19 protein-coding genes are annotated in these 18894 nt (G+C 71.6%); all 19 read left to right on the top strand.

What is annotated here, in order from left to right:
* Positions 1–147: aldehyde dehydrogenase family protein (locus ABZX61_RS32470; protein WP_355199946.1), on the top strand; the 147-nt coding region annotated here is incomplete at its 5' end.
* Positions 140–961, top strand: a complete 822-nt coding sequence (locus ABZX61_RS32465) for an aldehyde dehydrogenase family protein (protein ID WP_355199933.1) — start codon at positions 140–142, stop codon at positions 959–961. The genes ABZX61_RS32470 and ABZX61_RS32465, both read left to right, overlap by 8 nt.
* A 77-nt stretch (positions 962–1038) precedes the next feature.
* Positions 1039–1980 carry a ribokinase gene (locus tag ABZX61_RS32460; protein WP_350735832.1) on the top strand — a complete coding sequence of 314 codons (942 nt, stop codon included), beginning with the start codon at positions 1039–1041 and terminating at the stop codon, positions 1978–1980.
* Entirely contained in the window at positions 1977–2381 is a 405-nt protein-coding gene (rbsD, locus tag ABZX61_RS32455) for a D-ribose pyranase (RefSeq protein WP_350735829.1), read from the top strand. Before ABZX61_RS32460 ends, rbsD begins: the two co-directional genes overlap by 4 nt.
* 13 nt (positions 2382–2394) lie before the next feature.
* Positions 2395–3888 carry a sugar ABC transporter ATP-binding protein gene (locus ABZX61_RS32450; protein WP_355199932.1) on the top strand — a complete coding sequence of 498 codons (1494 nt, stop codon included), beginning with the start codon at positions 2395–2397 and terminating at the stop codon, positions 3886–3888.
* Complete coding sequence (locus ABZX61_RS32445; protein ID WP_350735823.1) at positions 3885–4880, top strand: ABC transporter permease; 996 nt, start codon at positions 3885–3887, stop codon at positions 4878–4880. The genes ABZX61_RS32450 and ABZX61_RS32445 overlap by 4 nt, the downstream gene beginning before the upstream one ends.
* A gap of 11 nt (positions 4881–4891) precedes the next feature.
* Positions 4892–5893: a substrate-binding domain-containing protein gene (locus ABZX61_RS32440; protein ID WP_355199931.1), complete on the top strand. Its 1002-nt coding sequence runs from the start codon at positions 4892–4894 to the stop codon at positions 5891–5893.
* Between the two features lie 12 nt (positions 5894–5905).
* The gene (locus ABZX61_RS32435) at positions 5906–6073 is read left to right on the top strand and encodes a hypothetical protein (RefSeq protein ID WP_355199930.1); all 168 of its coding nucleotides are present in this window, start codon (positions 5906–5908) and stop codon (positions 6071–6073) included.
* A gap of 110 nt (positions 6074–6183) precedes the next feature.
* Positions 6184–6795: a TetR/AcrR family transcriptional regulator gene (locus ABZX61_RS32430; protein WP_355199929.1), complete on the top strand. Its 612-nt coding sequence runs from the start codon at positions 6184–6186 to the stop codon at positions 6793–6795.
* A 108-nt stretch (positions 6796–6903) separates the two neighbouring features.
* Positions 6904–8478 (top strand): ABC transporter substrate-binding protein, encoded by a 1575-nt coding sequence (locus ABZX61_RS32425; protein WP_355199928.1) that lies wholly within the window; start codon positions 6904–6906, stop codon positions 8476–8478.
* The gene (locus tag ABZX61_RS32420; RefSeq protein WP_355199927.1) at positions 8475–9422 is read left to right on the top strand and encodes an ABC transporter permease; all 948 of its coding nucleotides are present in this window, start codon (positions 8475–8477) and stop codon (positions 9420–9422) included. Before ABZX61_RS32425 ends, ABZX61_RS32420 begins: the two co-directional genes overlap by 4 nt.
* A gap of 1 nt (position 9423) precedes the next feature.
* Positions 9424–10314, top strand: coding sequence for an ABC transporter permease (locus ABZX61_RS32415; RefSeq protein WP_355199926.1), 891 nt, complete (start codon positions 9424–9426; stop codon positions 10312–10314).
* On the top strand, positions 10311–12323 hold the full coding sequence (locus tag ABZX61_RS32410; protein WP_355199925.1) for an ABC transporter ATP-binding protein: 2013 nt from the start codon (positions 10311–10313) through the stop codon (positions 12321–12323). Before ABZX61_RS32415 ends, ABZX61_RS32410 begins: the two co-directional genes overlap by 4 nt.
* A complete protein-coding gene (locus ABZX61_RS32405) occupies positions 12320–13249 on the top strand; it encodes a formylglycine-generating enzyme family protein (protein ID WP_355199924.1) in 930 nt (309 codons plus the stop codon). The genes ABZX61_RS32410 and ABZX61_RS32405 overlap by 4 nt, the downstream gene beginning before the upstream one ends.
* Before the next feature lie 20 nt (positions 13250–13269).
* Positions 13270–14838 carry a sulfatase gene (locus ABZX61_RS32400; protein ID WP_355199923.1) on the top strand — a complete coding sequence of 523 codons (1569 nt, stop codon included), beginning with the start codon at positions 13270–13272 and terminating at the stop codon, positions 14836–14838.
* 47 nt (positions 14839–14885) lie between these two features.
* A complete protein-coding gene (locus ABZX61_RS32395) occupies positions 14886–16277 on the top strand; it encodes a sulfatase (protein ID WP_355199922.1) in 1392 nt (463 codons plus the stop codon).
* A gap of 215 nt (positions 16278–16492) precedes the next feature.
* On the top strand, positions 16493–17458 hold the full coding sequence (locus ABZX61_RS32390; protein ID WP_350735793.1) for a sugar kinase: 966 nt from the start codon (positions 16493–16495) through the stop codon (positions 17456–17458).
* A complete protein-coding gene (locus tag ABZX61_RS32385; protein WP_355199921.1) occupies positions 17430–18191 on the top strand; it encodes an IclR family transcriptional regulator in 762 nt (253 codons plus the stop codon). Before ABZX61_RS32390 ends, ABZX61_RS32385 begins: the two co-directional genes overlap by 29 nt.
* The gene (locus ABZX61_RS32380) at positions 18178–18783 is read left to right on the top strand and encodes a bifunctional 4-hydroxy-2-oxoglutarate aldolase/2-dehydro-3-deoxy-phosphogluconate aldolase (RefSeq protein ID WP_355199920.1); all 606 of its coding nucleotides are present in this window, start codon (positions 18178–18180) and stop codon (positions 18781–18783) included. The genes ABZX61_RS32385 and ABZX61_RS32380 overlap by 14 nt, the downstream gene beginning before the upstream one ends.
* Positions 18784–18894 lie beyond the last annotated feature (111 nt).

The following is an 18894-nucleotide window of genomic DNA, read 5'->3' as shown; positions in this document are numbered from 1 at the left end:
TGGATGGCTGACCGGTTGCGGGCGGGGGTGGTGTGGGCCAACACGTTCAACAAGTTCGATCCGGCCTCGCCGTTCGGCGGTTACAAGGAGTCCGGCTATGGCCGCGAGGGCGGTCTGCACGGATTGGAGGCATACCTCGATGTCTGATCGACGAGTGACCGTGCGCAAAACGTACAAGCTCTTCATCGGTGGAGCGTTCCCGCGCTCGGAGAGCGGGAGGTCCTACCCCGTGACGCGAACGGAGCACGCCGCCAGGGCCTCGCGCAAGGACGCCCGCGACGCCGTGGTGGCCGCCCGCAAGGCGTTCCCCGGCTGGTCGGGCGCCACCGCCTACAACCGGGGCCAGATCCTCTACCGGGTCGCCGAGATGCTGGAGGGCCGCCGCGCCCAGTTCGCCGACGAGCTCGGCGGCCCGCGCAAGCAGGCGCTGGAGCAGGTGGACGCCGCCGTCGACCGGCTCGTCTGGTACGCGGGGTGGTCCGACAAGATCGCCGCGGTGCGCGGCACGGCCAACCCGGTCGCGGGCCCGTACTTCAACCTGTCCTCGCCGGAACCGGCCGGGGTGGTCGCGGTCATCGCGCCCGCCGAGCCCCTCCTCGGCCTCGTCACCGCCGTCGCACCCGTGATCGTCACCGGCAACACCTGCGTCGTGGTCGCCTCGGAGCGCGCGCCGCTGCCCGCGATCACGTTCGCCGAAGTGCTGGCCACCTCCGACCTGCCGGGCGGCGTCGTGAACATCCTCACCGGGCACCAGGCCGAGCTGGCCCCGTGGCTGGCGGCGCACATGGACGTCAACGGGCTCGACCTCACCGGCGTGGCGGCCCCCGAGCTGAAGCAGGCCTGCGAACAGGCCGCGGCCGAGAACTTCAAACGCGTGCTCACCGCGGCGGAGGACCACGGGACGAGACGCATGACCACGTTCATGGAGACCAAGACGGTCTGGCACCCCGCCGGGATCTGATCGACCCCGCACCCGCAAGGACACGGCACATGGGCCGTGCCCTCGGCTCACCCATCCCCGAATCTGGAGGAACCCCCATGGAACCCACCGGTGTTCTCGTCGTCGGGAGCATCACCGCGGACGTCACGGCGTTCAGCCGGCGGCTGCCGCGGCGCGGTGAGACCGTGCTCGGTGACGACTTCACCCTCGTGCTCGGCGGCAAGGGCGCGAACCAGGCCGTGGCCGCGGCCCACTCGGGCGCGCCGACCTGGATGGCCGCCTGCGTGGGCCAGGACCCGTTCCGCGACATCGTGCTGTCCGGCCTGGAGACGCACGGCGTCACGCTCACCGAGGTCCGCACGGTCGAGGGCCGTACGGGCGTCGCCCACATCCGCGTGGACGCCTCGGGCGAGAACGACATCGTCATCACGCCGCTCGCCAACGCCTCCCTCGACGAGGCGATGGTCACGGAGAGCATCGAGCGCGTCCGCGACCGGGTCGGAGTCCTGCTGCTCCAGCTCGAGATCCGGACGGAGGTCGCCTGCCACGCGGCGCGGGAGGGCGCGGCGGCCGGGCTGACCGTGGTCCTGGACCCGGCGCCCGCCCAGGAGCTGCCGGACGACGTGTGGCCGTACCTCGACATCGTGACCCCGAACGAGAGCGAGGCCACCGTGCTGACCGGCGTCCAGGTCACGGACCTGGAGTCGGCGGAGCGGGCGGCGGCCTGGTTCCTGGAGCGCGGCGTGAGCCACGCGATCATCACCCTCGGCGCGGGCGGCGCCCTGTCGGTCACGAAGGAACGCACCCGCCACTTCCCCGCGTACGCCGTGACGCCCGTGGACACCACGGCGGCCGGCGACGCGTTCACCGGCTTCTTCGGCGGCGCCCTCGCCGCCGGCCTCGACGTGGACACCGCCATCCAGTACGGCATGGCGGCCGGCGCCCTGGCCACCACCAAGGCGGGAGCCAGCCCCTCGCTCCCCGGCAGGGACGAGGTCGAGCCAATGGTCAACACCTCCATGGAAGGAGCCACCCGATGAGGCGCAACCAAGGAACGCTCAACGCCCAGCTCGCCCGCGTGATCTCCGAGCTCGGCCACACGGACACGATCGTGGTCACCGACGCGGGACTGCCCATCCCGAGGGAGGTGGAACGCGTGGACCTGGCCGTCAGGGAGAACCTGCCGCGTTTCCTCGACCTGCTGGACGCGGTGCTCGACGAGGTGGCCGTGGAGGGCGTGCGGCTGTCCGAGGAGATCAAGCAGCACAGCCCGGACATGCTGGCCGCGATCGAGGAACGCTTCGACCGGCTCGGCCTGACGCTGGAGTTCCTGCCGCACACCGAGTTCAAGCAGGCCACCGCCGGAGCCAGGGCGGCCGTGCGCTCCGGCGAGTTCACCCCGTACGCCAACGTCCTGCTCACCGCGGGCGTCGTGTACTGATCGGGGGCCTGGCATGCATCTCCAGCTGGCCGACGTGCGCAAGTCCTTCGGCGACAACAGCGTTCTGCGCGGCGTCAGCTTCGACGTCGGACCCGGCGAGGTCGTGGCGCTCGTCGGGGAGAACGGGGCGGGCAAGTCCACGCTCACCCGGGTGATCTCCGGCGCGCACCAGCCCGACTCGGGACGGCTGCTGATCGACGGGACCGCGACGGTGCTCAAGGACCCGCAGGCCGCGATGGCGCAGGGCATCGAGGTCATCTACCAGGAGTTCCAGCAGAACCTGTTCCCGCACCTCAGCGTGGCCGAGAACATGTACGTGCTGGACCGCGAGCGCGTCTTCGGCCGCCTGTTCGTCTCCAAGCAGCGCATGGCCGCCGAGGCCAGGCAGGCGCTGCGCCGCCTCGGCATGGAGATCGACGTGCATCGCCAGGTCAGCGAGCTGAGCGTGGCCGAGCGGCAGATGCTCGAGATCGCCAAGGCGATGACGCACGAGCTGCGGCTGATCATCCTCGACGAGCCGACCGCGGCGCTCGACGAGCAGGAGTCCGAGCAGCTCTTCGCCCAGGTGAACCGGCTGCGCGAGGCCGGCGTCTCGGTGATCTACATCAGCCACCGGCTGGACGAGGTCTTCGCCCTGTCGGACCGCATCGTCGTGCTGCGCGACGGCCGGGTCACGCTCGACGCCCCCACCGAGCGGCTCACCCCGGCCGAGGTCGTCACCGCGATGGTCGGCGACGCCGTGGACGACTTCTACCCCAAGGACCGCAACGCCGGGGACGAGGTCGTGCTGGAGGTGCGCGGCGGTGGCGGCACCCGCTTCCACGACATCGACCTCCAGGTCAGGGCCGGCGAGGTGGTCGGCATCGGCGGCGTGGTCGGCTGCGGGCGCAGCGACCTGCTGCGCGCGCTGTTCGGCCTGCAGCCGATGACCGGCGGGTCCGTGCTCGTGGACGGCTCCGGCGTACGCGTCGCGAGCGTCCAGGACGCGATCGGCAGCCGGATCGCCTACCTGTCGCCCGACCGGCAGGCGGAGGGCCTGTGCATGGGCCAGTCGGTCGAGGCGAACGTGTCGCTGGCCTCGCTGCGCGACTTCAGCTCCGGGAGCGGAGTCGTCCGGCGCGGCAAGGAGCGCGCCGCCACCGGTGCGGTCATCTCGGAGCTGCGGGTGCGCGCCGCCTCCCCGTCGATCGCGGTCAGCTCGCTGTCCGGCGGCAACCAGCAGAAGGCCCTGTTCGCCAAGTGGGTGATGACCCGGCCGCGGGTGCTGCTCATGGACGAGCCGACCCGCGGCGTGGACGTCGGGGCCAAGACCGAGATCTACCGGATCATCAACCAGCTCACCGCGGACGGCGTCGCCGTCCTGCTCGTGAGCTCCGACCTGCCGGAACTCGTCGCCATGTCCGACCGCGTGGTCGTGATGCGCGAGGGACGGCTCGTCGCCGAGCTGACCGGCGACGACCTCGACGAGCAGTCCATCCTCAAGCACGCACTGGTAGGTGCCGCATGACCTCGAAGCTCAAGACCGTCGCGGGCCGGCTGCGCGCGGTGTGGATGCTCCTCCTGGTAGGGATCGTCCTCTCGGTGGCCTCGCCGGTCTTCCTCACCCCGACGAACCTGCTCAACGTCGCGCTCGCGACCTCCGTGGCCGCGCTGCTCGCGGCCGGGCAGACCTATGTGATCATCCTTGCCGAGATCGACCTGTCCGTGGGTTCGGCGCTCGGCTTCTCCGCCGTCGTCACCGCCCTGACGCTCGGCCCGTACGGGCTGATCCCCGCGCTGGCCGCGGGCCTGGCGACCGGCGCGGCCATCGGGCTGGTCAACGGCCTGCTCGTGACCAGGACCAGGATGCCGTCGTTCATCGCGACGCTGGCCACGATGTCGGTGTTCGCGGGGCTCACCCTGCACATCACCTCGGGCAACCCGATCCCGGTGACGGACTACGACTTCCAGGGGATCGGGCAGGCTCGGTTCGCGGGCGTGCCGGTGCCGGTGTGGATCATGCTGGTGGCGTTCGGGATCTTCGGGTACGTCCTGGCCCGCACCCGCTTCGGCCGCTACGTCTACGCCACCGGTGACAACGTCGAGGCCGCCCGGCTGTCCGGCATCAGGGTGCACCGCGTCAAGATCCTCGCCTTCGTCATCAGCGGCGTGCTGGCGTCCCTGGCCGGGTTCATCATCACCGCCCGGCTGTCCACGGCCCAGCCGACCGCCGGCGCCGGCCTGGAGCTGGACGCCATCGCGGCCGTCATCATCGGCGGCACCAGCCTGGCCGGCGGTCGCGGCACCCTGCTCGGCACCCTCGTCGGGGCGCTCGTGCTCGGCGTCATCGACAACGGCATGAACCTGCTCGACGTCTCCCCGTTCCTTCAGGACGTGGTGAAGGGCCTGGTCATCCTCCTGGCCGTCTTCCTCGACCGCAACGTGGACATCCTGCGCAGGCTCGTGCCACGCAGGGCCGAATCCCCCGTCCGTACCCCAGAACTCGCCCAGCACATCTAAAGGAAAGATCCATGCGCACTCCCCGCAAACTCGTCGCCGTCGCGATCCTGGCCGCCGTCTCCCTCACCGCCTGCAGCCGGGGCGGCGAGGAGGCGACCACGGGCGCCTCCCAGGCGTCCGGCAAGAAGGACGCCACGATCATCATGAGCACGCTCGGCAACCCGTTCTTCATCAGCGTGAAGGACGGCGCCGAGGCCCAGGCCGCCAAGAGTGGCATCACCCTGAACGTGCAGAACGCCGACAACTCCGATGCCACCTTCCTCAACCAGGCGACGACCGCCATCTCCAAGCAGACCGGGATCCTCATTCTCGACCCGGTGGGCAGCCAGTCGGCCAGCAGCTCCGTCACCCAGGCGAACTCGGCGAGCATCCCCGTGATGGCCTTCGACCGCAAGCCGTCCGGCGGCAAGCTGGCCACGTTCGTCGGCTACGACGCCGTCCAGGCCGGCAAGAACGCGGCCGACGCGCTGGCCGAGGCCGTCGGCGGCAAGGGCAAGGTCGTCGAGATCCAGGGCATCCTCGGCACCAACGTGGCCCAGGACCGCAGCAAGGGCTTCCAGCAGCAGATCGCCACGCACAAGGACATCAAGGTCGTCGCCACGCAGGCGGCCGACTTCGACCGGGCCAAGGCCCTGAACGTCATGACGAACGTGCTGCAGGCCAACCCCGACATCGACGGCGTGTACGCGGCCAACGACGAGATGGCCATGGGCGTGCTGTCCGCGCTCAAGGCCCGCAACCTGGTGGGCAAGGTCAAGGTCGTCGGCAACGACGGCATCGCCGACGCGCTGGCCGCCGTCGCGGCGGGCGAGATGTACGCCACGAACGCCGAGTCGCCGTTCGCGCTCGGGCAGAAGGTGGTCTCGCTGGCCTCCGACGTCCTGGGCGGCAAGCAGGTGCAGGCCGACGAGACGCTGCAGGGCAAGCTCGTCAAGAAGGACAATGTGAAGGAGTACGCGGACTACCTCGTCGGCCTCGGCGACAAGTCCGGCGTCCCGGACAGCCTCAAGTAGGAGCCCCGGCCCATGGCGACCCCCGGTTCCGGGGGTCGCCATTACGGCTTTGTGGCGGTATCGAGCGACCGCTCGCCGGCCCGGATGATCCGCCTCCTGGTCGGCCTGCTGCGGGATCTGCCGGCCGATCCGTGCGACGCGCTGCTGCGACTGCGTACGGAAGTCGCCGCCACGCCGTAAGTTACTGGCGAGTAGGGCTTCCTTACTTACCGAGTACTCGGTAGGTTGCGAGTAATTCACACTGTGGTAACCGGACCAGTGAGCCGGTCGGCGTCGAAGAGGAGGCACGCATGGCACGAGCGGAGAGTGGCCGGGTCCGCCGCCCGGCCGCCGCGCGACGGGAGCAGATCCTCGCCGTCGCCGCGGACGCGTTCGCCGTCGCGGGCTTCCGGGGCACGAGCCTGGCTGAGGTGGCCCAGAAGGTCGGGGTCTCCCAGCCGGGGCTGCTGCACCACTTCGACAGCAAGGAATCCCTCATCCTCGCGGTGCTCCAGCAGCGCGACCTCCAAGACGAGCAGCACGTCGAAGCGCAGTTCCAGGGTGTGGAGGTTACCACCACGGAATGGCTGATGGCGTTCTGCCGCCGCAACGAGACCCAACCCGGCCTCGTCCGGCTGTTCACCGTCCAGTCGGCCGAGAGCCTCAACCCGGCGCACCCGGCCCACGACTTCTTCTACCAGCGCAACCAGCGAGTCCGCGGCCGGATCGCCCGGCTGATCATCGCCGACCAGGAGAAGGGACGGCTGTCCCCGTCCCTCGATCCGGCCGCCACGGCCGCCGAACTGGTCTCTCTGATGAACGGCCTGCAGCTGCAATGGCTCCGCGACCCCGCGACCGACATGTGCGGGCTCTTCGAGACGAGTCTGCTGCGGCTCGAAGCGATCCCGAGCACGAAGGCCTGACCTTCCAGAAACACCCCCCGGTGCCGGTCCCGCGTGGACCGGTGCGTCAGTCGGCATGACGGCGCAAGCGCAGGCGGCGTCGTCCCCGGCTTCACGAGGAGTTCCACCATGCGCACAGGCGTACAAAGCCGTCCATACTCCCGTCCGAATCTCCGAGTCCTGCTGGCGTTGGCCCTGTCGTCCGCGTTGACGGCAGGCTGCCAGTCCGCGGTCCAGCTGGAGCGGCAACAAGCCGCCGGCGGGTCCACCGCGAGCTGCCGCGAGGGCGGCACGCTGGTCGTCGCCAGCGCCCAGCCGCCCATCCCCGGCCGGGTGCTCGCCCAGGGCGCCGCGAACCTGTTCTGGGTACGCGGGGTCTTCGAACCGCTCATGAGCGTCAAGGGCGGCGACATCGCGAACCCGGTCCCGTTGCTGGCCACCGCGTGGAAGGTCGGCGCCGACGACCGGACCGCCACGCTCAGCCTGCGCCAGGGCGTGACCTTCCATTCCGGCCGCCCCTTCACCTCGGCCGACGTGCTGTTCACCTTCAAGCAGGCGCTCGAACCGGCGAGCCCGTCGAACGACAAGCAGATCATCGGCGGCTGGCGGCTCAAGGCGACCGGCGACCACGAGGTGACGATCGAGTCCGAGACACCCCTGTCGCCCGTGCTGGCGAGCGTCCTCGACGACACCCCCATCGTGGACTCGCAGACCTACAAGGACCTCGCCGACGGCTCGAAGTTCGTCGGGACCGGGCCGTACAAGGTGGAGCGGTACCAGCCGGGCGCCCAGCTCGTGCTGGTCCGCAACGACCGCTACTGGCAGCGGGGCCTGCCGCACCTCGACCGCATCGAGAACGTGGTCATCGCGGACTCGACCGCTCAGCTCGCCGCGCTGCGGTCCGGGCGGACGCAGCTGGCCTCCGGCCTGACGACGCAGGACGCCGCCACCGTCACCCAGAACGGTGGTCAGTTCCAGCTCTACGAGGGCCAGCAGGTGCTGTACTCCCTCGTCCTGGACACCGCGAGCGGAGCGTTCGCCAAGAAGGAGGCCCGCCAGGCCGTCGGGTACGCCATCGACCGCGACCGCATCAAGCAGCAGGTCTTCAGCGGCCTCGGCGAGACCGGCGGCCTGGTGTGGCCGGCCGGACCGGAGTACCCCAAGGACCGCGAGAACGCCTACCGCCACGATCCCGCCCGGGCACGGGAGCTGATCAAGGAAGCCGGCGCGAGCGGGGCCGAGGTGCCGATCACCATCATCAACAACCCCCAGTTGCAGGCCGTGTACCAGATCATCGCCAACAACCTCACCGACGTCGGGCTCCGGCCGAAGTTGGTCGCCCTGCCCGCGCCGGACTACCAGTCGCGGCTCGCCGCCGGGAAGGGCGGCAACTACCTGTCCTTCCGCGGGCAGGTGCCCAGCCCGTCGCTGGTCGCGCAGACGAATCCGGACGTACGCCTGCAAGGCGCCCACCGCACCTTCACCAGCAAGGAGTACACCGCTCTCGTGCGCGGGGTGATCGAGGCGGGCGGCGGGCAGGCCGGCGCGGAGGCGGTGCAGAAGCTCACCGCGTACATGCTCGACCAGGCGGTCCAGCACGTGCTGGCGACGACGCCGGCCATCACGGTCAAGTCCACGGCCGTTCAGGGGTTCTCCCTGGTCTCCGGCGGGCTCCTCTCGCGTGAGACGTGCCTGGTCCGATGATCCGCTACCTGGTCAAGCGCGTCCCGTCGGTGGTCCTGGTGCTGCTGGCCACCAGCGTGATCGCGTTCCTGCTGCCGCGGCTGACACCCGGCGATCCGGCCGCCGTGATCGTCGGCCCGGAGGCCACCCCCGAGACCATCGCCGCCGTACGTGCCCAGCTGGGCCTGGACCAGCCGCTGGTGTCGCAGTACCTGAGCTGGATGGGCGGCCTGTTCACCGGCGACCTCGGGCGGTCCTTCCAGTACGGCCGTCCGGTGGCCGAGCTGATCGCGACCCGGGTCGGCAGCACCGTGGAGCTGGCGGTGCTGGCCGGGCTGTTCCTGGCCGTGGTCGGGATCGGCCTGGGCGTGCTGGCCGGCTCCGCCCGCTCGCGGTGGTCGCGTGCGCTCGCGGACGCGACGAACACCAGCCTGCTGGCCGCGCCCCCGTTCCTGGTCGGGCTGCTGCTCATCCTGGCGTTCGGGGTCGCGATCCGGCTTCTGCCCATCAGCGGGGAGATGTCGGTGCTGGAGCGCCCGGACCTCGGGCTGCAGTACCTGCTGCTGCCCTCGCTGGCGCTGGCCCTGCCGATGTCGGCCGGGGTGGCGCGGCTGGTGCAGACCTCGATGCTGGCCGTGCGCCAGGAGGACTTCGTCGACCTGGCGGTGGCCAAGGGCGTGCCGACCCGGCGGATCAGCGTCCGGCACGTGCTGCGCAACAGCCTCGGCCCGGCGGTGGTGGCGATCGGGATCAGGTTCGGCGACCTGCTGGCCGGCGCGGTGGTCATCGAGGCGATCTTCGCCAGGAACGGGCTGGGGCAGCTGGCCGTCTCGGCCGCGCAGAGCGCCGACTACGCGGTCATCCAGGTGCTCATCGTCGGCACGGTGCTCATCGCCGTGATCGCGCAACTGCTGACGGAGATCTCCCTGGCCGCCCTCGACCCCCGCATCCGATTGGGGCAGTGACATGACGATTGCGAAGAGAGCGCCCGTGATCGCGGCGGGGGAGAAGCCGGTCCGGCGGCGGCGCGAGCGCGGCGGCGCGCCGGCCCGCTACGCGCAGGCGTTCCGGACCCCGAAGGGGCTCGCGGGGGCCGTCCTGCTGACGCTGCTGGTCGCGCTGGCCCTGCTCGCGCCGGTGCTCGCCCCCGGTGGCTACGACCAGCAGGCCAGGGACGCGCTCGCCGGGCCGTCCATGGGACACCCGCTGGGCACCGACGAGTTCGGCCGCGACATCGTGGTGCGGACGCTGTACGGCCTGCGTACCGACCTGAGCCTGATCCTCACCGCGGTGCCGGTGAGCATGGCGATCGGCACCCTGCTCGGCCTGTCCGGCTACGTGTCGCGCAGGCTCGGCTCGGTGACCCAGCGCGTGCTGGACATCATCCTCGGCTTCCCCGGCCTGATCCTCGGCATCATGATCGTCATGATGATCGGCGCCGGCTGGAAGGCGCTGTTCACGGCGATCGTCATCGCCGGTCTGCCCGGCTTCGGCCGGCTCGCCCGCGCGGGCCTGCTCGCCCAGCAGCAGCGGGAGTACGTGCTGGCGGCCCGGGTGCTCGGCGTGCCGCGCTCGACGGTGATGGTCCGCCACATCCTGCCCAACGTGGCCGACCCGATCCTCGTGCAGGCCACCGTGTTCATGGTGGTCGCGATCTTCATCGAGGCCGGGCTGAGCATCGTCGGGCTCGGGATCAACCCGCCGAACCCGTCGCTGGGCGCGATGCTCAACGTGGGCGCCCGCTACATCGACAGCCTGCCCTCCTACGTGCTCGGCCCCGGCCTCGTCCTGCTGCTGCTCGCGCTGGCCTTCACCCTCCTGTCCGACGCTCTGAACCAGGCGGCGAACCGACGATGAACGACTCCCTGCTGGAGGTGCGCGGCCTGCGTACCCAGTTCGACACGGCGGACGGCGTGGTCCACGCGGTCAACGACGTGACGTTCTCGATCAGCCCCGGGCAGATCGTCGGCATCGTGGGCGAGTCGGGCTCCGGCAAGTCCGTGGCCGCCCGCTCGATCCTGCGCATGGTGCGTCCCCCGGGCCGGATCACCTCGGGGGAGGTGCGCTACCGCGGCACGGATCTGCTGACCCTGCCGGACAAGCGGATGCGGGAGCTGCGCGGCCGGGAGATCGCGATGGTGTTCCAGGACCCGCAGTCCGCGCTCAACCCTGCGATGACCGTCGGAGACCAGATCGCCGAAGCGCTGATCGTGCACGGCACCGGCAAGCGGGCGGCCCGGCGGCGGGCCCTGGAGCTGCTGGTCCAGGTCGGCATCCCCGACGCCGAGCGCCGGATCCGCGACTACCCCCACCAGTTCTCCGGCGGCATGCGGCAGCGCGTCGTGATCGCGGTGGCCCTGGCCGGCTCGCCCTCGCTGCTGATCGCCGACGAGCCGACGACCGCGCTGGACGTGACCGTCCAGGCGCAGATCCTGCGGCTGCTCGGCAGGCTCCGCGACGAGCTGGGCATCGCGGTACTGATGATCACCCACGACATGGGCGTGGTGGCCGAGATGTGCGACGAGGTCGTCGTGATGTACGGCGGCCGGGTCATGGAACGCGGCCCGGTGGACGTCATCTTCGGCCGCCCGGAGCTGCCGTACACCGCCGACCTGCTCGCGGCCATGCCCCGCATCGACGAGCACTCCGCGGGGCGGCGGCTGCCCTCCATCCCCGGCGCTCCCCCCGACCCCGCCCGCCTGCCGGAAGGCTGCCCCTTCCACCCGCGCTGCCGCCTGAGCGAGGATGTCTGCGCGCGGGAGGTGCCGCAGCTGTCGCCGCGCGGCGGCGACGGGCACCTGGCCGCCTGCCATGTCACGCGGCGCGGCGCGGCGATCCCGCCGATGCGCACCGCCGCCGCCGAGGGCCGGCGCGACCGGACACCGGTGCCGCTGCTGGAGATCGACGGCCTGCGGGTGGACGTCGCCGCCGACAGGGCGGGACTGATCCGGCGTCACCGGCCGGTGTACGCCGTCGACGGGGTCAGCCTCACGGTGTCCAGCGGGGAGACCGTCGGGCTGGTGGGCGAGTCCGGCTGCGGCAAGTCCACCCTGGCCCGCACCATCGTCGGCATCAACGCGGCGGCCTCGGGGTCGGTCCGCGTCGGGGCCGGCGCCAAGGAGCTGCGGGAGACGGTGCAGTACGTGTTCCAGGACCCGTACGCGTCGTTGAACCCGCGCCGCACCGTCCGCCAGTCCCTGGACGAGGCGCTCGCCGTGCGCGGCCTGCCGGCGGGCGAGCGGGACGCCGAGGTGGTGGCGCTCATGGAGCGCGTCGGCCTCAGCGAGCGCCACCTCGACCGCTACCCGCACGCCTTCTCCGGAGGGCAGCGCCAGCGCATCGGCATCGCCCGCGCCCTCGCGGCCCGGCCGAAGCTGCTGGTGCTCGACGAACCCGTCTCGGCGCTGGACGTGTCGATCCAGGCGCAGATCATCAACCTGCTGGAGTCCCTGCGTGACGAGCTCGATCTCGGTTACCTGTTCATCGCCCACGACCTCGCGGTGGTGCGGCACCTCAGCGACCGGGTCGCCGTGATGTACCTGGGCCGGTTCGTCGAGATCGGCGACGCCGAGTCGGTCTACACCGCGCCGCAACATCCGTACACGGCGGCGTTGCTGGCCTCGTCGCCGGTCCCGGACACCGCCGGGCGGACCCGCGAGCGGATCGTGCTCGGCGGGGACCTGCCCAGCCCCAGGAATCCGCCGACCGGCTGCCGGTTCCGCACCCGCTGCCCGATCGGGCCGCTGAACCGCCCGGACCGTACGGTCTGCGTCGAGCGGGCGCCGGAGCTCACGCCCACCGAAACGGGACAGCTGGCCGCGTGCCACTTCGCCGGAGAGCTGGCCGCCACCGGAGCGGTGGCATGAGCGCCTGCTGTACCCCGGGCCGCCCGCCGTCCGGCGCGCCGGCGGCGGCGCAGCCCCTGCGGGCGGGGCGCGGCTCCGACGCCGGGATGGTGCGGCTGCCCGGCGGGCGGTTCCGGATGGGCAGCGAGGACGCCGAGGGCTTCCCCTCCGACGGTGAGGGCCCGGTCCGCTCGGTGGAGCTCTCGCCGTTCCTCATCGACCGCTGCGCAGTAACGAATGACGATTTTTCGGGATTCGTGGCCGAGACGGGCTACGTCACGGAAGCCGAACGGATCGGCTGGTCCTACGTCTTCGTCCGCTTCCTGAACCGGGACCTGCGCCGGATCTCGCCGCGGCCCGAGGTCACCCCGTGGTGGGCGGCCGTCCGGGGGGCGGACTGGCGCCATCCCGAAGGGCCGGGGAGCGGCCTGGACGACCGCGGCGACCATCCGGCCGTCCACGTGTCCTGGCACGACGCCGGCGCCTACGCCCGCTGGGCCGGCAAGCGGCTGCCGACCGAGGCGGAGTGGGAGTACGCCGCCCGAGGCGGCCACGACCAGCGCCGCTACCCGTGGGGCGACGAGCTCACCCCCGAGGGCCGGCACCTGGCCAACATCTGGCAGGGCCGCTTCCCGGCCACGAACACGGCCGAGGACGGCTACGCGGGGACCGCCCCGGCGCACGCGTTCCCGCCCAACGACTTCGGCCTGCACAACATGGCGGGCAACGTCTGGGAGTGGTGCGCCGACTGGTGGGGCACGGACCACCCCGCGCAGGCCCGGAACCCGGCCGGTCCGCCCTCGGGCACCGACAGGGTGACGCGCGGCGGCTCGTACCTCTGCCACGCCTCCTACTGCAACCGCTACCGCGTCGCCGCCCGCTCGCACAACACGCCGGACACCTCCGGAGGCAACACCGGCTTCCGCTGCGCCCGCGATCTCGACTGACCGACACACGAAGGGTTTCCATGCGCGTCATCTACATCGACGTCGACACGCTCCGAGCCGACCACACGCAGCCCTACGGCTACCAGCGGCCGACCACGCCGAACCTGCAGGCACTGGCCGACAAGGGCGTGGTGTTCGAGCGTTACTACTGCTCCGACTCGCCCTGCCTGCCCTCACGCACCGCGCTGACCAGCGGGCAGTTCGGCATCACGAACGGCGTCGTCGGGCACTTCGGCGAGGCCGCCAGGTACCGCCTCGACTCGGGCCACGGCAACCATCCCGAACGCCCGCTGCTCGGCCAGCGGCTGGGCGAGCACGGCTACTACACGGCCGCCGTGTCGATGTTCGCCGAGCGGCACCGGGCCTACTACTTCCTGGGCAACTTCCGCGAATCGATCCGGGCCAGCAACGAGATCAACGACGAGGACGGGCGCGACATCAACCGGGTCGGTCTGGACTGGATCCGCCGGCACGCGCACGAGGACGACTGGTACCTGCACCTGACCTACTGGGAGCCGCACACGCCGTACCTGACCGAGCCGGGCTGGACCGAGCGGGCGGCCGCCTCCGGGCCGCCCCCGGCCTGGCCCGACCAGGAGGCCATCGACGGCCACGCGGAGGTCTACGGGCCGCGCAGCGCCCTCGACCTGCACTACTCGGTCCTGCCGCGCAGCTCCCCGGTCCCGCACAACATGCCGGAGGCCATCCGCACCCGAGCCGACTTCGAACACCTCATCAACGGGTTCGACGGCACGATCATGTACTGGGACAGCCTGTTCGGGGAGCTGCTGGCCACGCTGGAGGAGCTCGGCATCGCCGGCGAGACCGCGATCATCGTGAGCGCCGACCACGGGGAGTCCTTCGGCGAGAACGGCTCCTACGCCGAGCACGGGCACGCCAACGAGCCGGTCCACCGGGTGCCGCTGGTCGTCTACTGGCCGGGCGTCACCGACGACCTGCCCGAGGACGCGCGCCGCTGCGACGCCCTGCTGTACAACATCGATCTCGCCCCCACGCTCTGCGACCTGCTGGACATCCCGGCCCCGGGCGGGTGGCAGGGCGACTCGTTCGCCGACGCGGTACGCGGGTCCGAGATCCCGTCGCGCCCGTACCTGGTGCTCGGCCACGGGGCCCACACCTACCAGCGGGCGGTCCGCACCCGCGACCACCTCTACATGCGGACCTACCATCCGGGCAGCTTCCGCGCCGAGTGGGAGCAGCTCTTCAACGTCACCGCCGACCCGCACCTCACCACCGACCTGATCGAGAAGGAGCCGGAGCTGGCGGCGCAGATGCGTACGCACCTGTCGGAATGGTGGCACACCTACGCGGGCCGGCCGGGCGCGCTGCCCGACCCCATGCAGGCGACGCTGCAGGTCGGGCCGACCTACTACAACGACCCGGTCCGCTACATGGAGCACCTGCGCGCCACCGGCCGCGCCCACCTCGCGGACGACCTGGCGGAGCGGCTGTCCACCGCCACCGGCGCCACGCCGGTCTCGTGGCACGCCACGGAAGCCGCCTGGACGCCCGAGCGGCACGCCGCGTGGGAACGCAGAGTCGCCGCGGCCGGCCGCAAGGGCTCCTGATGGCCGTCCGCGCCACCCATGACGTGAACGGCCGCTGAGGAGACCACATGCCACCGAACATCCTGCTGATCACCGCGGACGACATGGGCGGCGACACCCCGGGCTGCTTCGGCGGCCCGGCGGAGGTGACCCCCGCCCTGGACCGGCTCGCCGCCGAGGGGATGACCTTCGGCCGCGCGCACGTGGCCATCGCGGTGTGCCAGCCCAGCCGGTCCGCGATCATGACCGGTCGCTGGCCGCACCGCAACGGCGCGCAGGGCTTCGAGCCGATCGCCGACGGAGTGCCGGTGCTCACCCGGGTCCTGCGCGAGGCCGGGTACATGTCGGGCATCCTCGGCAAGGTGGAGCATCTGCAGCCGGTGGAGGCGTTCGGCTGGGACTGTACGCGCGGCATGCGCGAGCTGGGGATGGGACGCGATCCGCGCGCCTACGGCGAGGCGTCGCGGCGGTTCATCGAGGAGGCGGCCGCGCAGGGGCGGCCCTGGTTCCTCATGGCCAACGCGCACGACCCGCACCGGCCGTACTCCGGCAGCCAGGACGAGCTGGATCGGTTCCCGGCCGAGGCCAGGGCCTCCTACCCGGCCCCGTCGAAGGTCTTCGGGCCGGCGGACGACGTCGGAGGCGTGCCCGGGTTCCTCCCCGACCTGCCGGAGGTGGCGCGGGAGTACCGCGAGTACCTGAGCTCGTCCCGCCGCTGCGACGACGTCGTCGCCGAGGTGCTGCGCGCGCTGGACGAGAGCGGCGCCGCGGGGGACACGCTGGTGGTGTTCCTGTCGGACAACGGGATCGCCGTGCCGTTCGCCAAGGCGAACTGCTACCTGCAGAGCAGCCGGACCCCGCTGATCGTCCGCTGGCCCGGGGTGACCCGCCCGGGCGGGCGCGAGAACACCGCGTTCGTGTCGATGATCGACCTGTTCCCCACGTTCTGCGCGGCGGCGGGCCTGCCCGGACCGGCCGGGCTGGACGGGCGGACCCTGCTCCCGCTGCTGAGTGGGGAGCCCCAGGACGGCAGGGACGCGGTGTTCACGGTGTTCCACGAGACGGCGGCGAAGGGCCGGTACGAGATGCGGTGCCGGCAGGACGACCGCTTCGGCTACATCTGGAACGAGTGGTCCGACGGCACCCGGGAGTACCGGGCCGAGAACATGATGGGACGCACCTGGCCGGCGATGCTCGCCGCCGCCTCCGGCGACGAGCGGCTCGCCGAGCGCGCCCGTTTCTACCGGCACCGGGCGCCCGAGGAGCTCTACGACCTGCACGCCGACCCGCATTCGCTGGCCGACCTGGCCGGCGACCCGGATCGCCGGAAGGACCTCGACGCGGCGCGGCAGGACCTGCTCGCGTGGATGGCCGGGACCGGAGACCCGCTGCTCGACACCTACCGGGCCTACCTCCAGGGGGCCGCCGTCAAGGCGCTCGACCACCCCGGCGCCGCTTGAGGGGTGTCCGGCCCGGTCGGCCGGCTCGAGAAGGGGGCTATCCGCTATATTGCAAATGCAGCATAGGCGTTGCGGTATTTGCAATGAAGGAGTGCTCTCATGCGCGTGGTCACGTGGGCGGCGGTGGATCGGATCGCTCAGCAGGACGGCCCGATCACGGAACCCTCGGACGGGCAGGTCCTCGGACGCCGGCGCCCGCGGAGGGTGAGCGGCCGATGAGACCCGCAGACGTGCTCGCGATCGGCGAGACCATGGTCATGGTCACCCCGACGGCGGGCGGCCGCCTCGACGCGGACAGCGCGTTCATCCTGCGCCCCGGCGGCGCGGAGTCGAACGTCGCCGCGTTGCTGGCCCGGCTCGGCCACGCCACGGCCTGGGCGAGCGCCGTCGGCCGCGACCCCCTCGGCGACCTGGTCCTCGACGCGCTGCGCGGCCACGGCGTGGACGTCGATCTGGTCCGCCGCGACGACGAGCGGCCCACCGCCGTGTACTTCAAGGACCCGACCGCCTCCGGCACCCGCGTCTACTACTACCGGCGCGGCTCGGCCGCCTCGGCCATGACCGTGGCCGAGGTCGCGGGCTGGGCCGCCCGGCCGTCCAGGATCACGCACATCTCCGGCATCACCGCGGCCATCTCCCCGCAGTGCCTGGAGCTGACCAGGCACATCGTGTTCGACCGGCCGCTCGGACCGGCCACGGTCAGCTTCGACGTCAACCACCGGCCGAGCCTGTGGAAGGACGGCGACGCCCCGGCCGTGCTCCTGGAGCTCGCCCAGCGCGCCGACATCGTCTTCGTCGGGCGCGACGAGGCGGCGGCGCTGTGGGGGACCTCCGACGCCGAGAGCGTGCGCCGGCTCATCGACCGGCCCCCGTACCTGATCGTCAAGGACGCCGCGATCGAGGCGGTCGCCTTCACCCCGGAGGGCGTCCATCGAGCGCCGTCGACGCCGGTCGAGGTGCTCGACGCCGTCGGCGCGGGGGACGCCTTCGCGGCCGGCTGGCTGAGCGGGTTCCTCGACGGCCGGGACGAGCTCACCCGCCTGCGGCTGGGACACTACGCGGCCTCCCGTGTCCTGACGTCCCCGGCCGACATGGCCGATCTTCCTCCCGCCGGTGAGATCGTCTCGCTGCTCGGACAAGGAGCGCACCAGCATGTCGCAGACCGTCGCACGGGCCATTGACATCGTCGGGTTCGTCTCCGTACGTCACCGCACGCTCGGCGAGATCGCCGATCACCTCGGCGTGCACAAGTCCACCGCGCTGCGCCTGCTGCAGACGCTGGAGGAAGGCGGTTTCGTACGGCGGGTCCCCGGCGGCATGTACGGCATGGGCTTCCAGCTCATCGCGCTCGGCCAGCTCGCGCTGGACCAGGTCGAGGCCCGCTCGCTCGCGCACCCGATCCTGCACGGCCTGAGCGAGCGCTACGGCCAGACGGTCCACCTGGGAGAGCTGGCCGGGGACCAGGTCATCTACGTGGACAAGATCGACGGCCGGGGCACCGTGGCCATGGGCTCGCGCATCGGGCTGCCCGCCCAGCCGCACACCGCCGCGGTCGCCAAGGTCATCTTCGCCTACCAGGACGCCACGACCTGGGCGCGGGTCATGGAGCGCATCACGTTCACCCGTTTCACCCCCACGACGATCACCACCGCCGAGGCGCTCGCGGCCGAGCTCGCCCTGACCAGGGAACGGGGCTGGGCCGAGGACGACGGCGAGCACGAGGACTACATCAACTGCGTGGCGCTGCCAGTCTTCGACGCCCGGGGCAAGGTCACGCACGCCATCTCGATCACCGCTCTGCGGGCGGTCGCACCACTGGAACAGCTGCGCGCGTACGTCGACGACCTGCGCGACGCGGCCCACGAGATCTCCAAGAGTCTGGGCTGGGGAGGAGACCGCTATGGACGCCGCTGACTTCTTCGACACACACCTCGGGAGCTGCCCGATTCTGGGCATCTTCCGCCACCTCGACCCCGTGGCCACCGTGGCCATGTGCGAGCGCGCCTGGGCGTTCGGGGTCGAGCTCATCGAGGTGCCCGTGCAGACGCCCGACGCGCTGCCGTCCCTGCGCGCGGCGCTGGACGCCGCCCGGGCCAACGGCAAGAGCGTCGGAGCGGGTACGGTCACCACGGCCGAGCAGCTGACCGCCGTCAGCGACCTGGGCGCCGCCTTCACCGTCGCGCCCGGACTCCACCCCGAGGTCGTGGCGGAGACGCTGCGGCTCGGGCTGCCGCACCTGCCGGGCGTGGCCACCTCCACGGAGATCGCCACCGCCCTCGGTCACGGGTTCACCTGGCTGAAGGCGTTTCCCGCCGCGCAGCTCGGGCCCGACTGGATAAAGGCGCAGCTCGCGCCGTTCCCCGGTGTCCGTTTCGTCGCCACGGGAGGTGTCGACGCCGGCAACGCGGCCGCCTTCCTGGCCGCGGGCTGCAGGGGAGTGGCCGTGGGATCGGCGCTGAGCGATCCGGACGCGCTGGAGCAGCTGCGCAAGGTCACGAATTCCTGACCTCTCGACAGAGGGTGTTCTGCGGGTACGTGTCACACCAGGTCCTGTCACATGTGCCTGACCAGGTGTTTCATGGGCGATGAGCCGCTGCCGGGGCGCGTTCCCCGTCGG

Origin of the sequence: Nonomuraea sp. NPDC003709, assembly GCF_040610775.1 — a bacterium.
Classification (GTDB): Bacteria; Actinomycetota; Actinomycetes; order Streptosporangiales; family Streptosporangiaceae; genus Nonomuraea; species Nonomuraea angiospora_A.
This window is presented reverse-complemented; position numbering and strand designations above follow the sequence as displayed.